Source organism: Nissabacter sp. SGAir0207 (assembly GCF_005491205.1).
Lineage (GTDB): Bacteria > Pseudomonadota > Gammaproteobacteria > Enterobacterales > Enterobacteriaceae > Chimaeribacter.
On sequence record NZ_CP028035.1, the window covers coordinates 2,662,030 to 2,676,904 of the forward strand.

Consider the following 14,875-nt stretch of genomic DNA (forward strand, 5'->3'; position numbering starts at 1 on the left):
TTCTCCTGATGACTGATGACGATTTAGCCTTTGACCAACGCCATATCTGGCACCCCTACACCTCGATGACCGCCCCGCTGCCCTGCTACCCGGTGGTGGCCGCCGAGGGCGCCGAGCTGGCGCTGGCCGATGGCCGGCGGCTGGTGGATGGCATGTCCTCCTGGTGGGCGGCGATCCACGGCTACAACCACCCGGCGCTGAATGCCGCGGCCAGCGCGCAGTTGGGGCAGATGTCCCATGTGATGTTTGGCGGCATCACCCACCCGGCAGCGGTCAGGCTCTGCCGCCAGCTGGTGGCGATGACGCCGGAGGCGCTGGAGTGCGTGTTCCTGGCCGACTCCGGCTCGGTGGCGGTGGAGGTGGCGCTGAAGATGGCCATGCAGTACTGGCAGGCGCGCGGCGAGTCCCGCCAGCGGGTGCTGACGCTGCGCCACGGCTACCACGGCGACACCTTCGGCGCGATGGCGGTGTGTGACCCGCAGAACTCGATGCACAGCCTCTACCAAGGCTACCTGCCGCACCACCTGTTCGCCGACGCGCCGCAGTGCGGCTTTGACGATCCGTGGGACGCCCGCGACATTGCGCCGTTTGAGGCGCTGCTCACGGCCCATGCCACGGAGATTGCCGCGGTGATTCTGGAGCCGGTAGTCCAGGGCGCGGGCGGGATGCGCATCTACCATCCCGAGTACCTGAAGGCGGTGCGCGCGCTGTGCGATCGCCACGGCATCCTGCTGATTGCCGATGAGATCGCCACCGGTTTTGGCCGCACCGGCAAGCTATTCGCCTGCGAACATGCTGGCATCACGCCGGATATCCTCTGCCTCGGCAAGGCGCTGACCGGCGGCTATATGACGCTCTCCGCCACCCTCACCACCCGCCACGTCGCCGAGACCATTAGCAATGGCGAGGCGGGCTGCTTCATGCATGGCCCGACCTTTATGGGTAACCCGCTGGCCTGCGCCGTGGCCTCCGCCAGCCTGTCGCTGCTGGCGGAGAACCGCTGGCAGGCGCAGGTGGCGGCCATTGAAACGCAGCTGAAGGCCGAACTGGGGCCGCTGGCGGCCCACCCGGCAGTGGCGGCGGTGCGCGTGCTGGGGGCGATTGGCGTGGTAGAGATGCGCGAGCCGGTGGAGATGGCGCGGCTGCAACGCCACTTCGTGGAGCAGGGGGTGTGGATCCGGCCGTTTGGCCGCCTGATCTACCTGATGCCGCCCTACATCATCACGCCGGTGCAACTGCGCCGCCTGACCGGTGCCATCGCCTCCGCGCTGGCCTGATGCCAAGGGGAAGCCGCTGCGCTTCCCCTTTATTTTTCCCGCTGCCGCCCCGCCCGGCGCGCCCTCACTGCCTCCGTTGGTTTACACCGCATAAAATCCTAAGAACTCATGCCTATACTTAGGGATGGTGTTTCCTATCCAACCAAAAGGAGTGAGTGATGAGTCAGAGCAAAACCGTTAACCGTCGTCTGGTCCTGGCGTCGCGCCCGCATGGCGCGCCAACGGCAGAGAACTTCCGCCAGGAGGAGCACCCGATCCCACAGGCGGACGAAGGGCAGGTGGTCTTGCGCACCGTCTTTCTCTCCCTCGACCCCTATATGCGCGGCCGCATGAGTGACGCCCCCTCCTACGCCGCGCCCGTCCAGATTGGCGAGGTGATGACCGGCGGCGCGGTGTCACGCGTGGTCTCCTCGCGCCACCCCGATTTTCAGGAGGGTGACTGGGTGCTGGGTTCCACCGGCTGGCAGGACTACAGCGCGGTGGCCGGTGACAGCGTGAAGAAGCTCGATCCGCGCATCGCTGACCACCCGTCGCTGGCGCTGGGCGTGCTCGGGATGCCGGGCTTCACCGCCTTTATGGGGCTGCTGGACATCGGCGACCCGCAGCCGGGCGAAACCGTGGTAGTCGCCGCCGCCACCGGCCCGGTCGGCTCGCTGGTGGGGCAGATCGCCAAAATCAAGGGGTGCCGGGCCGTCGGCATCGCGGGCGGCGAGGAGAAGTGCCGCTACGCGCAGGAGGAGTTTGGCTTTGACGCCTGCATCGATCACCGCGCCGAGGATTTCGCCGAGCAGCTGAAGGCCGCCTGCCCGGACGGCATCGACGTCTACTATGAGAATGTCGGCGGCAAGGTGTTTGACGCGGTGATGCCGCTGCTCAATACCAAGGCGCGCATCCCGGTGTGCGGGCTGGTGTCGCAGTACAACGCCACCAACCTGCCGGATGGCCCGGATCGCCTGCCGCTGCTGGCTGGCATGATCCTGCGCAAGCGCCTGCGGGTGCAGGGTTTCATTATTTTTGATGACTATGGCCACCGCTATGACGAGTTCGCCGCCCAGATGGGCGAGTGGTTCGACGCGGGGAAAATCGCCTTCCGTGAGGACATCACCGAGGGGCTGGAGAACGCGCCGGACGCGCTGATTGGCCTGTTGGAAGGGAAAAATTTTGGCAAGGTTGTGGTACGCGTCGGGGAGGATGAGTGATCCCCACGCAGCCACTTGATGAGGAGGCAACGATGAAAATTTTAATGGTGCTGACGTCACATGACCAACTCGGTGACACCGGCAAAAAAACCGGTTTCTGGCTCGAGGAGTTCGCCGCGCCCTACTACGAATTCATTGACGCGGGCGCGGAGGTGACAATCGCCTCGCCGAAGGGCGGCCAGCCGCCGCTCGACCCTAAGAGCGACGAGCCAGACGCGCAGACCGCCCACACCCAGCGTTTCCGCGAGGATGAGGCGGCGCAACAGGTGCTGGCCAACAGCGTGCCGCTGGCGGAGATCAACGCCCACGACTATGACGCGGTGTTCTACCCCGGCGGCCACGGCCCGCTGTGGGATCTGGTGGATGACCGCCACTCGATCATGATCATCAATACCCTCTACGCCGCAGGCAAGCCGGTGGCGGCGGTCTGCCACGCGCCGATCGCGCTGCGCAACGCGCAAAAACCGGATGGCACGCCGCTGGTGCAGGACAAGCGCGTCACCGGCTTTAGCAACAGCGAAGAGGATGGCGTCGGCCTGACCAAGGTGGTGCCGCATCTGGTGGAGAACGAGCTGAAGCGCATGGGCGGCGACTACAGCAAAGAGGCGGACTGGAAGAGCTACGTGATCGACGACGGCCATCTGGTGACCGGCCAGAACCCGGCTTCCTCTGCGGAAACCGCACAGATGTTATTGAAAAAGCTGGACGTTTAGGCTAGAGATGGACGGCGGCGGCCATGCGGTCGCCGCACCACACCCACCACGACATCATCAATTGGGGAAACGAGATGGCATTGACACTGACCAGCCATGACCTGAAAGACGGCGACAAGATGCCGCAGCGCCAGGTCTTCAACGGCATGGGTTACAGCGGCGAAAACCTGTCGCCGCACCTCGCCTGGGACGGCGCGCCGGAAGGCACCAAAAGCTTTGCGATTACCGTCTATGACCCGGACGCGCCAACCGGCTCCGGCTGGTGGCACTGGGGCGTCGCCAACATCCCGGCGGACGTGCGCGAACTGGCAACCGGCGTCGGCTCCGGGCAGGGCAGCCTGCCAGCGGGCGCGGTGCAGACCCGCACCGACTTTGGCAAGGCTGGCTACGGCGGCGCGGCCCCGCCGCAGGGCGAGAGCCACCGCTACCAGTTCACCGTCCATGCGCTTGATCTGGAGCAGATCGAGGTGGATGAGAACACCAGCGGCGCGATGCTGGGCTTCTACATCCATCATCACAGCCTCGGTAAGGCGAGCCTGACGGTCACCTTCAACTGACCGTTGCACCCACAAAAAAGCCCCGGATTGCCGGGGCTTTTTTTATGGCGCCAGATTACTCGATGTCAGCGTACTGCTTGTCCAGATCGAGAATGGTGACCCACATCGGCCCCTGGCCCACGTCGTAGCGCGCTAGCGTGGTGAGCGCCCCGCTCTGCGCGTCAATCTCGGCCACCTCAATGCCAGCGGACTTCTGCCCGGCAGTGATGACAAAGCGGCCGCTGTGATCGATGTTGAAGCCACGCGGCTGGGTTTCGGTCGGGTGGTGGCCCGCGGCGGTCAGGGTGCTGCCATCCTCAGAGACCTGGAACACGCTCAGGATGCTGGCAGTGCGGTCGGTGGTGTAGAGGAAGCGGCCATCCGGCGTGATATGGATGTCCGCCGCCCAGCGGGTGCCGCTGAAGTCAGCGGGCATCACATCCAGCGTCTGCACCGCGCGGTAACCGCCCTCTTCCGCCTGCCAGACGTCCACGCTGCTGTTCAGCTCGTTGACACAGTAGGCAAAGCGCTGGTTCGGGTGGAAGGCCATGTGGCGCGGGCCTGCGCCCTCCACGGTGCCCATCCCTTCCGGCTGGTGGGCAGTCAGGGTGCCATCCTGCGCCAGATCGAACAGACGGATGCGATCCTCTTTCAGGCACGGCACCAGCAGCACCTGATTGTCTGGCGAGATGTTGGAGGAGTGCGGCGCGTGGAGGTTCTCCAGCGTCTGCGCGGCGGCCTGCACCACGCCATCCCGGCCAATCGGGCTGACGCTGACGCAGTTGCCGCTGTAGGAGGCGGCGAACAGGAAGCGCCCCTGGCGGTCGGTCTCCAGGTGGGTCGGGCCGCCGGGCAGCGGTGCCATGCCCGCCTGCTCCAGCTGGCCATCATCGGCGATGCGGTAGCTCACCACGCCGAACGCCGGGCGCACGCCCACGTACAGGAAACGGTTATCCGGGCGCAGCACCATTGGCTGTACCTGTCCCGGCACCTCGACGGTTTGCAGCAGGCTGAGCGTGCCATCGCCGGCAAGCTGCCAGACGTGGATCTGCTGGCTGTCCGGGCTGGCGACATAGACGACTTGCTTCATGATCTCTCCTTTTGGGGCCACGCCCACCGGCGCGGCATGGGTGGCGTAATGCATTTTAGCGCGTGTTGTTTCCTACCATAACCATTCATCCGGCTGGCGCATAGCACCGAGTGTGTTTTCCCCCTGCCGGTTCGCTGCTACTATCATCTGAATCGGCTGACTTTTATTCACTTCACAACGAGACCTGTTATGACCTATCGCGTAATTGCGCTCGACCTCGACGGCACCCTGCTGGACCGTCAAAAACGTATCCTGCCGGAGTCCCTGAAGGCCATCGCCGCCGCCCGTGAGCTGGGCGTGACCGTGCTGGTGGTCACTGGCCGCCACCACGTCGCCATCCACCCCTTCTATCAGGCGCTGAAGCTGGACACCCCAGCCATCTGCTGCAACGGCACCTACCTCTATGACTACCAGAACCGCCAGGTGCTGAAGTCCGACCCGCTGCGCAAGGATCTGGCGCAGCAGGTGATCACCATGCTCGACCACTCCAAAATCCACGGTATGCTCTATGTGGATGACGCGATGCTCTATGAGCGCCCGACCGAGCACGTGCTGCGTTCGCTGGCGTGGGCCGAGACCCTGCCGGAGGCGCAACGCCCGAACATTCTCCAGGTGGAGAGCCTGAGCGCCGCCGCCGAACGCGCCGACGCCATCTGGAAATTCGCCACCACCCACCCGGATCTGGAAGCACTGAAAGCCTTCACCATGGAGGTGGAGGAGAAGCTGGGGCTGGCCTGCGAGTGGTCATGGTTTGACCAAGTGGATGTCGCCAAGGGCGGCAACAGCAAGGGCAAACGCCTGCAGGAGTGGGTGGAGTCGCAGGGCATGACGATGAAGGACGTGCTGGCCTTCGGTGACAACTACAATGACCTGAGCATGTTGCAGACCGCTGGCCTCGGCGTGGCGATGGGCAACGCCGACGACTTCATCAAGGAGCGCGCCGGGCTGGTGATTGGCACCAATGAGGAGCCGGGCATCGCCGCCGTGATTGAGCAGCATATCCTGCAATAAGGGGTTGGGGCGGCCAGCGCGCCGCCCCTTGCGAACATCTAGCCAGAGATAGAGACGCTCTTGACCTGCGCGTAGCACCACAGCCCCGGCTTGACCTGCAACTCATCGCGCGCCCACGGGGAGATGCGCGCCCAGAGGATCTGCTCACCGATTGCCAGCTTCACCTCCACCTGATCCTCCACCTCCAGACACTCCAGCACCTTGGCGCGCAGGATGTTGCGGATGCTGCTGCCCTGCGGCGGCAAGAGCGCCAACGAGACGTCCGCCGCCTGAATGCGGATGCGCAACTGGCTCTCCACCGCCGCCGCCACCCGGTTGACCCACAGATGCTGGTCGCCAAGGCTCAGCGCGCTCATCGCGTAGCGCGGGTGGTGTTCCAGCACCGTCACCGGCAGCACGCTGCTCTGGTCGGCCTTCGGCAGCCACGGCCGCAGCGCACTGCTGGCCCACACCGCCTCCAGCGGCCCCTGCGCGCGCACCTCGCCGCGATCCAGCACCAGCACCTGCTGCGCCAGCCGCAACAGCTCATCCATGCTGTGGGTGACGTAGAGGATCGGCAACTTGACGTCATGCGCCAGCCGCTCCAGATAGGGCATCAGCTCACGCTTGCGCGGCAGGTCGAGGGAGGCGAGCGGCTCATCCATCAGCAGCATCTCCGGCCCGGTGAGCAGCGCGCGGCCAATCGCCACCCGCTGCTTCTCGCCGCCAGAGAGGGTCTGCGGGTGGCGCTCCAGCAGCGCCTCAATGCCCAGCAACGTCACCACCTTGTCAAACTCGCCGCGCTGCGATGTGGGCATCCCGTAGGTCAGGTTGCCGCGCACCCGGTAGTGCGGGAAGAGGCGCGCGTCCTGAAAGACATAGCCGATGCGCCGCTTCTCCGGCGGCAGCCAGATGCGCGCCTCGCTGTCGGTCAGGGTGCGGCCATTAAGGCGGATCAGGCCACGATCGGGCCGCGCCAGCCCGCCAATCAGGTTGATAAGCGAGGTTTTGCCCGCGCCGGAGAGGCCGAAAATGGCGGTGATGCCCACTGCTGGCAGCGTGGCCTGTACTGACAAGCTCAGGTCGCCGAGGCGGTGCGTCAAATCGAGTTCCAGCATCTCAGCCCCCCAGCCGCCGCTTGCTCCAGCGCGCCAGCCACTCCGAGAGCAGCAGCGCGCCGAGCGACAGCACAATCGCAATCACGCAGAGGCGCGCGGCGGCGGCTTCCGCCCCCGGCGTCTCAATCAGGGTGTACATCGCCAGCGGCAGGGTGCGCGTCTCGCCGGGAATGTTGGAGACAAAGGTGATGGTGGCACCAAACTCACCGAGCGAGCGGGCAAAGGCCAGCACCGCGCCGACGATGATGCCCGGCAGCGACAGCGGCAGGGTGAGCGTCAGGAAGACGCGCCACGGCGACGCCCCCAGCGTGCGCGCCGCCTGCTCCAGCCGCAGGTCAATCGCCTCCAGCGCCAGCCGGATGGCGCGTACCATCAGTGGGAAGGCCACCACCGCCGAGGCGAGCGCCGCCCCGCGCCAGCTAAAGCTGAAGCTCAGGCCAAAGGTCTGGTAGAGCCAGCCACCGAGCAGCCCGCGCCGCCCCATGCCAATCAGCAGCAGATAGCCAATCACCACCGGCGGCAGTACCAGCGGCAGGTGCACCAGACTGTCCAACAGCGCCTTGCCGGGGAAGCGGCAGCGCACCAGCACCCAGGCCACCAGAATGCCAAACGGCAGGCTGCCCAGCACCGCGACGCCCGCCACTTGCAGGCTCAACAGCACCGCCTGCCACTCGTACTCACTCATCAACGGGGGCTAAATCCATACTGTTTGAACACCGTGGCCGCCTGCGGCCCCTTCAGGTAGTCGTAGAACGCCTGCGTGGCGCTGTTCTGGTGATCGCGCACGATCGCCATCGGGTACTCCACCGGCGGGTGGCTCTCCGCGGGGAAGGTGCCGACCACTTTCACCTTGGCGCTGGCCTTGGCGTCTGAGCCGTAGACGATGCCCAGCGGTGCCTCCTGCCGCTCCACCAGCGCCATCGCCGCGCGCACGTTGTTGCCGCGTGCCAGCGTCGGCTCCAGCGCCGTCCACGCCCCCAGCGACTGCAACGCCTGCTTGGCATAAATGCCCGCCGGTACGTGATCCGGGTCACCGACCGCCAGACGGCCACCTGACAGCAGCGACACCCACGGCGTCTGCTTGTCGATCTTCACCGCGTCCTGCGCCGACGGCTGCGGCGCAATCAGCACCAGCTCGTTGCCCAGCAGGGTGTAGCGGCTGTTGTTGACGATCTGCTGCTTCTGCTGCGCGTAGTCCATCCACTGCTGATCGGCAGAGATAAACAGGTTGGCTGGCGCGCCCTGCTCAATCTGCCGCGCCAGCACCGAGGAGGAGGCGTAGGAGGCCACCACCTCTACCAGGTGATCCTTCTGGTACTGGGTGGCAATCTCTTGCAGGGCATTGGTCAGCGAGGCGGCGGCGAAGACGGTGATCTTCTCCGCCGCCTGCGCCTGCCACGACAGGCCAGAGAGCAGCGCCACGGCGATCAGTGAACGGGACATCAAACGGCGCGGTGCGCGCGAAGTGGGGCATGGCATAGGGTTCTCTCCGAAGGGGTCAACGTTATATAGGAAATCATATAACGTCGTGTTAAACCTTGTCATTCGCTTTATCGGCGGCGGCCCGCGGAACTTGACGGCCAAAAAAACGCCCGGCACAGGGGCCGGGCGGGAGGGGGAAGCCAATCAGCGGCGCGGGGCCTGGTGGCTCTCTTTGGGATGGCCGATCTTCGAAAAGACGTTGAACACTTCACCCAGGCCGTAGATCAGGCCGAGGATAATTGCCATCACCACCGGCACCATGACGACGGCAAACACCAGACTCTCCAGCAGTTCCAACATAATCGCCTCACTCATTTCCATGGGACGCCGATCGCTGGCGTCAATCTTTGCGATAATAGCAGGGATGGCGCGCCGGAGTGTTAGCAATTCGCCAACCGCCGGTTTGCCTCCCTGCCGCCAATCAGCGACAATTACCCCCTTCCCCGCCGTTGGATGTTGCCATGCACGCTGAAATTTTGCTGACCCTGAAACTCGACCAGCGGGTCTTTGCTGACCCCCGCCGCATCGCCCTGCTGAAACAGGTGCGCGCCACCGGCTCCATCAGCCAGGGGGCGAAACTGGCTGGCATCAGTTACAAAAGCGCCTGGGACGCCATCAATGAGATGAACCAGATGGCCGACCAAACGCTGGTGGAGCGCGCCACCGGCGGCAAGGGCGGCGGCGGCGCGACCCTGACGCGCTACGGTGAGCGGCTGGTGCAGCTCTATGACCTGCTGGCGCAGATCCAGCAAAAAGCCTTCGACGTGCTGAAGGAGGACAGCCTGCCGCTCGACAGTTTGCTCGCCGCCATCTCACGCTTCTCGTTGCAGACCAGCGCCCGCAACCAGTTTTTCGCCACCGTCACCGAGCGCGGCCACCAGCATGTGCAGCAGCAGGTGCAACTGCTATTGGCCGACGGCACCACGCGCCTCAACGCGGCACTGACCGAGCAGAGCGCCGACCGGCTGCAACTGGCACCGGGCAAGGAGGTGCTGGCGCTGATCAAAGCCCCGTGGGTGACGATCTCCCCGGCCAGCGATCCGTTGCCCGCTGGCGCCAACGCCTTTGCCTGCGTGTTGCAGAGCCTTGAGCCGGGCAGCGACAACAGCGAGGTGCTGCTGACGTTCGCCGGACGCGAGACGCTGTGCGCCACCGTGCCCAACACCCAGGTGACGGCGCTGGGGCTACAGCCGGGACTGGCAGTCACCGCGCAGGTGCAGCCCGACCGGGTGATCCTCGCCACCCTGCTCTGATCGCCTTGCAAATCAGGTAGTTGCATTTTCAGCGTTAATACTTTGCAGATTTGTCAATTGACTTCAGCGCCAGCGGCGCTTATCCCTAACCCCAAACTGGTTGCACATTAAGGGATAAAACATGGCGTCATTGCAGATTGCGCAAGGTGTGTTCCGCCTGAGCGACACCCGCACCCTCCACCTGCCCGAGCTGGCGATCCACGCTGGCGACAGCTGGGCCTTTGTCGGGGCCAACGGCAGCGGCAAATCGGCACTGGCGCGCGCACTGGCCGGCGAGCTGGTGCAGCTGGAGGGGCAGCGCCAGCATGACTTCCCGCGCATCGCCCGCCTCTCTTTCGAGCAGTTGCAGAAGCTGCTGAGCGACGAGTGGCAGCGCAATAACACCGACCTGCTGAGCGCCGACGAGGATGACACCGGCCGCACCACCGCCGACATCATCCAGGAGGAGGTGAAGGATCCGGCGCGCGCGGCGGCGCTGGCGACCCAGTTCGGCATTGCGCAGCTGCTGGCGCGGCGCTTCAAATACCTCTCCACCGGCGAGACGCGCAAAACGCTGCTCTGTCAGGCGCTGATGGCGCAACCCGACCTGTTGATCCTCGACGAGCCTTTCGATGGGCTGGACGTGCAGTCGCGCGGCCAGCTGGCGCTGCTGCTGGGCGAACTCTCCCAGCAGGGGATCACGCTGGTGCTGGTGCTGAACCGCTTCGATGAGATCCCGGCGTTTGTCCAGCAGGTTGGGGTGCTGGCCGACTGCCACCTGACCACCACCGGCCCGCGCGAGGCGGTGATGGCGCAGGCGCTGGTAGCGCAACTGGCGCACAGCGAGCGGCTGAGCGGCATGGCGCTGCCGGAGACCGAGGAGCCGCGCCGTGGCCCCGCCCTGCCGCCGGACGAGCCACGCATCATCCTGCGCCACGGGGTGGTCTCCTATAACGATCGCCCGATCCTCAACGGCCTCGACTGGCAGGTCAATCCCGGCGAGCACTGGCAGATTGTCGGCCCGAACGGCGCGGGTAAGTCCACGCTGCTCAGCCTGATCACCGGCGACCACCCGCAGGGCTACAGCAATGACCTGACGCTGTTTGGCCGTCGGCGCGGCAGCGGCGAAACCATCCGGGACATCAAAAAGCACATCGGCTACGTCAGCAGCAGCCTGCACCTTGACTACCGCGTCAGTGCCAGCCTGCGCACGGTGATCCTCTCCGGCTTTTTCGACTCCATCGGCATCTATCAGGCCGCCTCTGACCGCCAGCGGCAGCTGACCGACCACTGGCTGGCACTACTGGGGCTGGCCGATGCCGCCGACGCGCCCTTCCACAGCCTCTCCTGGGGGCAGCAGCGGCTGGCGCTGATTGCGCGGGCGCTGGTGAAACACCCGGCGCTGCTGATTCTGGATGAGCCGTTGCAGGGGCTGGACCCGCTCAATCGCCAGCTAGTGCGCCGCTGGATTGACGTGCTGATTGGCGAGGGCGAAACCCAACTGCTGTTTGTTTCGCACCATGCCGAAGACGCGCCAGCCTGCATCACCCATCGCCTGAGTTTTGTGCCCGAGGGCGACCTCTACCGCTATGTGACGCAGGCATTGTGACCGCCGCGCTACCACTCTGTATGACCGGGTGGTAGCGGTTACACTAAGTCTGGTCGCCCGCGGTTTTCAGCCAATTCCCCCCTGCTCTTTCCCGGTGGCTTGTGCTAGGCTGCCGGGTGTAAGCGATTCCATTTCTTGAGTCTGGATCACCTTTTCTTTGCCGCTGGCGTGCTATCTTTTGGCATGGTTGTGTAGCCGTGGGCAAGAAGGCCCCGGCCAGAGAGTGTGGAAGCGGTTACACTAGCCCGTTTGCGGGCCTCTTTGATTGCTGTTCCCTGTTGTGCCCCGGGCCAAAGGCCTTGCCGGGCGTTTGGATAAAGGAATGTTTACGCTATGTCGACTTTTAACCCGGTTGATCACCCGCATCGCCGTTACAACCCGCTGACCGGCCAGTGGATCCTGGTCTCCCCGCACCGTGCCAAGCGCCCCTGGCAGGGCCAGCAGGAGTCGCCGGCGCTGGAGACGTTGCCCAGCCACGATCCTGACTGCTTCCTCTGCCCCGGCAACACGCGCGTGACCGGTGACGTCAACCCGGATTACACCACCACCTACGTCTTCACCAATGACTTCGCCGCCCTGATGCCGGACACCCCAGCCGCGCCAGAGAGCGATGACCCGCTGATGCGCTGCCAGGGTGCGCGCGGCACCAGCCGGGTGATCTGCTTCTCACCAGACCACAGCAAAACCCTGCCGCAGCTCTCGCTGCCGGCGCTGGAAGCGGTGGTAGAGACCTGGCAGGCGCAGAGCGCCGAACTGGGCCAGACTTACCCGTGGGTGCAGGTGTTTGAGAACAAGGGCGCAGCGATGGGCTGCTCCAACCCGCACCCGCATGGGCAGGTGTGGGCCAACAGCTTCCTGCCGAATGAGGCGGCGCGCGAAGATCAGTTGCAGCGCGACTACCTGCAACAGCAAGGCTCGCCCATGCTGCTCGATTACGTGCAGCGCGAGCAGGCGGACGGCAGCCGCACCGTGGTGGAGACCGAGCACTGGCTGGCGGTGGTGCCCTACTGGGCGGCATGGCCGTTCGAAACCCTGCTGCTGCCGAAGGCCCACGTCCTGCGCCTGACCGAGTTGTCAGAGGCGCAACGCCGCGATCTGGCGCTGGCGCTGAAAAAACTCACCAGCCGCTATGACAACCTGTTCCAGTGCTCCTTCCCCTACTCAATGGGGTGGCACGGTGCGCCGTTCACCGACGGCGACCACGCGCACTGGCAGTTGCATGCGCACTTCTATCCGCCGCTGCTGCGTTCCGCATCAGTGCGCAAATTTATGGTCGGGTACGAGATGCTGGCAGAGACCCAGCGCGACCTGACCGCCGAACAGGCGGCGGAGCGTCTGCGCGCCGTCAGCGATATCCACTACCGTGAAGCCGGAGCCGAACAATGAGCCTGACCACCACTACCCACCAGATTTTTGAACAGACCTTTGGCTACCCGGCGGCGCTGACTGTGCAAGCGCCCGGCCGCGTCAACCTGATTGGCGAGCACACCGACTACAACGATGGCTTCGTGCTGCCCTGTGCCATCGACTATGAGACGGTGATTGCCTGCGCCAAGCGTGACGACCGTCAGGTGCGCGTGGTGGCCGCCGACTATGACAACCAGCAGGATAGCTTCTCCCTCGACGCGCCGATCCTCTCCAACGACGCGCTGCCGTGGGCCAACTACGTGCGCGGCGTGGTGAAACACCTGCAACAGCGCTGCCCGTCGCTGGGCGGTGCAGATCTGGTGATCAGCGGCAACGTGCCACAGGGCGCGGGCCTCAGCTCCTCCGCCTCGCTGGAGGTGGCGGTCGGTCAGGCGATGCAGGCGCTCCACCAGCTGCCGCTGGATGGCGTGGCGCTGGCGCTGAATGGTCAGGAGGCGGAGAACCAGTTTGTCGGCTGCAACTGCGGCATCATGGACCAGCTGATCTCTGCCCTTGGCAAGCAAGACCACGCGCTGCTGATTGACTGCCGCTCGCTGGAGACGCGCCCGGTGCCGATGCCGGAGGATGTGGCGGTAGTGATCATCAACTCCAACGTCAAGCGCGGGCTGGTGGGCAGTGAGTACAACGCCCGCCGCGAACAGTGCGAGGTGGCGGCGCGCTTCTTTGGCGTCAAGGCGCTGCGCGACGTCAACCCGGATCTCTTCTTCCCTATCGCCCATGAGATGGACCCGGTGGTATCACGCCGCGCCCGCCACGTGATCACCGAAAATGACCGCACGCTGGCCGCCGCCGAGGCGCTGGCCGCCGGTGACCTGAAGAAGATGGGCCAGCTGATGGCCGAATCCCACGCCTCCATGCGGGATGATTTTGAGATCACCGTGCCGCCGATCGATGCGCTGGTGGAGATTGTCAAAGGCGTGATTGGCGAGCGCGGCGGCGTGCGCATGACCGGCGGCGGCTTCGGCGGCTGCGTGGTGGCGCTGATGCCAACCGCGCTGGTCGATGAGGTGCGTGAGGCAGTGGCGCGCGACTACCCGGCACAGACCGGCCTGAAAGAGACGTTCTACGTCTGCCGCGCGATGCAGGGGGCCAGAGTATGCTAAACACCACTCCGGCCCCTGATGGCCAGCCGTTCAACCTGCACACGCTGCACAATGCCCACGGCATGAGCGTGACCCTGATGGACTGGGGCGCCACCTGGCTCTCCGCCCTGCTGCCACTGGCGGGCGGCGAGACGCGCGAACTGTTGTTGGGCTGCGAGGCGACCTCGCTCTACCCACAGCAAGAGGCCTACCTTGGCGCGACCGTTGGCCGTTACGCCAACCGCATCGCCCACGCCCGCATCATGGTAGATGCGCAACCGCGCCAGCTGGCCGCCAACCAAGGCGCGCACCAGCTGCACGGCGGCCCGCAGGGCTTCAACGCCCGCCGCTGGGCCTGTCTGGAAGCGGACGCCAGCCACGTGCGCTACCAGCTCGACTCACCGGATGGCGATCAGGGCTTCCCCGGCAATCTGAGCGTGACGGTTACCTACCGCCTCACCGACGACAACCGGCTGGAGATTGAGTATGGCGGCACGGTGGATCGCGCCTGCCCGGTCAACCTCACCAACCACGCCTACTTCAACCTCGACGGCGAGGGGGCGGACGTGCGCCAGCACCGGCTGCAACTGTTTGCCGACCGCTTCCTGCCGGTGGACAGCGAAGGCATCCCCAGCGCCGACCTGACCGAGGTGGATGGCAGCGGCATGGACTTCCGCCAGCCAAAAACGCTGGCGCAGGATTTCCTGAAAGACCGTGACCAGCAGCGAGTGAAGGGCTATGACCACGCCTACCTGCTGCGCCGCACCAGTGGCGCGCTCGACACTGCCGCCGCACACCTCTGGTCGTCCGATGGCAAGGTGAAGATGAGCGTCTTTACCTCCGCCCCGGCGTTGCAGCTCTACAGCGGCAACTTCCTCAACGGCGTGCCGAACCGCAGCGGCGGCACCTACGCCAACTACACCGGCGTGGCGCTGGAGAGCGAATTCCTGCCTGACAGCCCCAACCACCCGGAGTGGCCGCAGCCCGATTGCTGGCTGGCACCGGGCAAGAGCTACCGCTCCACCACCGTCTACCAGTTCTTCGCGCTGTAACGCCAACGGGGGCCTCGGCCCCCGTTTTCCTCCCGCCCGGCAAAATGTGAAATATCACACAATCCCC

Annotated in this window: 15 protein-coding genes; 10 read left to right on the forward strand and 5 right to left on the reverse strand. The window is 65.2% G+C overall.

What is annotated here, in order from left to right; genetic code table 11:
- Positions 1–8: 8 nt before the first annotated feature.
- The 4 genes from bioA (at position 9) to C1N62_RS11775 (ending at position 3,746) form a co-directional block, all read left to right on the forward strand.
- Positions 9–1,277, forward strand: coding sequence for an adenosylmethionine--8-amino-7-oxononanoate transaminase (gene bioA / locus C1N62_RS11760; protein ID WP_137763810.1), 1,269 nt, complete (start codon positions 9–11; stop codon positions 1,275–1,277).
- Between the two features lie 158 nt (positions 1,278–1,435).
- Positions 1,436–2,476 (forward strand): NADP-dependent oxidoreductase, encoded by a 1,041-nt coding sequence (locus tag C1N62_RS11765; RefSeq protein ID WP_137763811.1) that lies wholly within the window; start codon positions 1,436–1,438, stop codon positions 2,474–2,476.
- Between the two features lie 32 nt (positions 2,477–2,508).
- Positions 2,509–3,189 (forward strand): type 1 glutamine amidotransferase domain-containing protein, encoded by a 681-nt coding sequence (locus C1N62_RS11770; protein ID WP_137763812.1) that lies wholly within the window; start codon positions 2,509–2,511, stop codon positions 3,187–3,189.
- Between the two features lie 74 nt (positions 3,190–3,263).
- On the forward strand, positions 3,264–3,746 hold the full coding sequence (locus tag C1N62_RS11775) for a kinase inhibitor (RefSeq protein ID WP_137763813.1): 483 nt from the start codon (positions 3,264–3,266) through the stop codon (positions 3,744–3,746).
- A 55-nt stretch (positions 3,747–3,801) separates the two neighbouring features.
- Here the strand turns inward: C1N62_RS11775 and pgl are convergent, their stop codons facing one another.
- Positions 3,802–4,815, reverse strand: a complete 1,014-nt coding sequence (gene pgl, locus C1N62_RS11780) for a 6-phosphogluconolactonase (RefSeq protein ID WP_137763814.1) — start codon at positions 4,813–4,815, stop codon at positions 3,802–3,804.
- A 189-nt stretch (positions 4,816–5,004) separates the two neighbouring features.
- Between pgl and C1N62_RS11785 the strand changes: the two genes are divergently transcribed.
- The gene (locus C1N62_RS11785; protein ID WP_137763815.1) at positions 5,005–5,826 is read left to right on the forward strand and encodes a pyridoxal phosphatase; all 822 of its coding nucleotides are present in this window, start codon (positions 5,005–5,007) and stop codon (positions 5,824–5,826) included.
- A 38-nt stretch (positions 5,827–5,864) separates the two neighbouring features.
- On the opposite strand, the gene modC is transcribed toward C1N62_RS11785, so the two are convergent.
- The 4 genes from modC to C1N62_RS11805 all read right to left on the reverse strand — a co-directional run bounded on the left by modC (position 5,865) and on the right by C1N62_RS11805 (position 8,705).
- Positions 5,865–6,923, reverse strand: coding sequence for a molybdenum ABC transporter ATP-binding protein ModC (gene modC / locus C1N62_RS11790; RefSeq protein ID WP_137763816.1), 1,059 nt, complete (start codon positions 6,921–6,923; stop codon positions 5,865–5,867).
- Between the two features lies 1 nt (position 6,924).
- Positions 6,925–7,608 (reverse strand): molybdate ABC transporter permease subunit, encoded by a 684-nt coding sequence (gene modB, locus C1N62_RS11795; protein ID WP_137763817.1) that lies wholly within the window; start codon positions 7,606–7,608, stop codon positions 6,925–6,927.
- Entirely contained in the window at positions 7,608–8,366 is a 759-nt protein-coding gene (gene modA / locus C1N62_RS11800; RefSeq protein WP_137763818.1) for a molybdate ABC transporter substrate-binding protein, read from the reverse strand. The genes modB and modA overlap by 1 nt, the downstream gene beginning before the upstream one ends.
- A 183-nt stretch (positions 8,367–8,549) precedes the next feature.
- The gene (locus tag C1N62_RS11805; RefSeq protein WP_137763819.1) at positions 8,550–8,705 is read right to left on the reverse strand and encodes an AcrZ family multidrug efflux pump-associated protein; all 156 of its coding nucleotides are present in this window, start codon (positions 8,703–8,705) and stop codon (positions 8,550–8,552) included.
- A 161-nt stretch (positions 8,706–8,866) separates the two neighbouring features.
- Between C1N62_RS11805 and modE the strand changes: the two genes are divergently transcribed.
- From modE to galM, 5 genes are all read left to right on the forward strand, one after another.
- Entirely contained in the window at positions 8,867–9,658 is a 792-nt protein-coding gene (gene modE, locus C1N62_RS11810; RefSeq protein ID WP_137763820.1) for a molybdenum-dependent transcriptional regulator, read from the forward strand.
- 121 nt (positions 9,659–9,779) lie between these two features.
- Entirely contained in the window at positions 9,780–11,246 is a 1,467-nt protein-coding gene (modF, locus tag C1N62_RS11815) for a molybdate ABC transporter ATP-binding protein ModF (RefSeq protein WP_137763821.1), read from the forward strand.
- Between the two features lie 333 nt (positions 11,247–11,579).
- Positions 11,580–12,632 carry a galactose-1-phosphate uridylyltransferase gene (gene galT / locus C1N62_RS11820; protein ID WP_137763822.1) on the forward strand — a complete coding sequence of 351 codons (1,053 nt, stop codon included), beginning with the start codon at positions 11,580–11,582 and terminating at the stop codon, positions 12,630–12,632.
- Complete coding sequence (gene galK / locus C1N62_RS11825; protein WP_137763823.1) at positions 12,629–13,777, forward strand: galactokinase; 1,149 nt, start codon at positions 12,629–12,631, stop codon at positions 13,775–13,777. The genes galT and galK overlap by 4 nt, the downstream gene beginning before the upstream one ends.
- Positions 13,771–14,808 (forward strand): galactose-1-epimerase, encoded by a 1,038-nt coding sequence (gene galM / locus C1N62_RS11830; RefSeq protein WP_137763824.1) that lies wholly within the window; start codon positions 13,771–13,773, stop codon positions 14,806–14,808. Before galK ends, galM begins: the two co-directional genes overlap by 7 nt.
- Positions 14,809–14,875 lie beyond the last annotated feature (67 nt).

Coding starts and splice junctions, on each gene's coding strand:
- bioA (WP_137763810.1), top strand. CDS start 9: ATGACTGATGACGATTTAGCCTTTGACCAACGCCATATCTGGCACCCC.
- C1N62_RS11765 (WP_137763811.1), top strand. CDS start 1,436: ATGAGTCAGAGCAAAACCGTTAACCGTCGTCTGGTCCTGGCGTCGCGC.
- C1N62_RS11770 (WP_137763812.1), top strand. CDS start 2,509: ATGAAAATTTTAATGGTGCTGACGTCACATGACCAACTCGGTGACACC.
- C1N62_RS11775 (WP_137763813.1), top strand. CDS start 3,264: ATGGCATTGACACTGACCAGCCATGACCTGAAAGACGGCGACAAGATG.
- pgl (WP_137763814.1), bottom strand. CDS start 4,815: ATGAAGCAAGTCGTCTATGTCGCCAGCCCGGACAGCCAGCAGATCCAC.
- C1N62_RS11785 (WP_137763815.1), top strand. CDS start 5,005: ATGACCTATCGCGTAATTGCGCTCGACCTCGACGGCACCCTGCTGGAC.
- modC (WP_137763816.1), bottom strand. CDS start 6,923: ATGCTGGAACTCGATTTGACGCACCGCCTCGGCGACCTGAGCTTGTCA.
- modB (WP_137763817.1), bottom strand. CDS start 7,608: ATGAGTGAGTACGAGTGGCAGGCGGTGCTGTTGAGCCTGCAAGTGGCG.
- modA (WP_137763818.1), bottom strand. CDS start 8,366: ATGTCCCGTTCACTGATCGCCGTGGCGCTGCTCTCTGGCCTGTCGTGG.
- C1N62_RS11805 (WP_137763819.1), bottom strand. CDS start 8,705: ATGTTGGAACTGCTGGAGAGTCTGGTGTTTGCCGTCGTCATGGTGCCG.
- modE (WP_137763820.1), top strand. CDS start 8,867: ATGCACGCTGAAATTTTGCTGACCCTGAAACTCGACCAGCGGGTCTTT.
- modF (WP_137763821.1), top strand. CDS start 9,780: ATGGCGTCATTGCAGATTGCGCAAGGTGTGTTCCGCCTGAGCGACACC.
- galT (WP_137763822.1), top strand. CDS start 11,580: ATGTCGACTTTTAACCCGGTTGATCACCCGCATCGCCGTTACAACCCG.
- galK (WP_137763823.1), top strand. CDS start 12,629: ATGAGCCTGACCACCACTACCCACCAGATTTTTGAACAGACCTTTGGC.
- galM (WP_137763824.1), top strand. CDS start 13,771: ATGCTAAACACCACTCCGGCCCCTGATGGCCAGCCGTTCAACCTGCAC.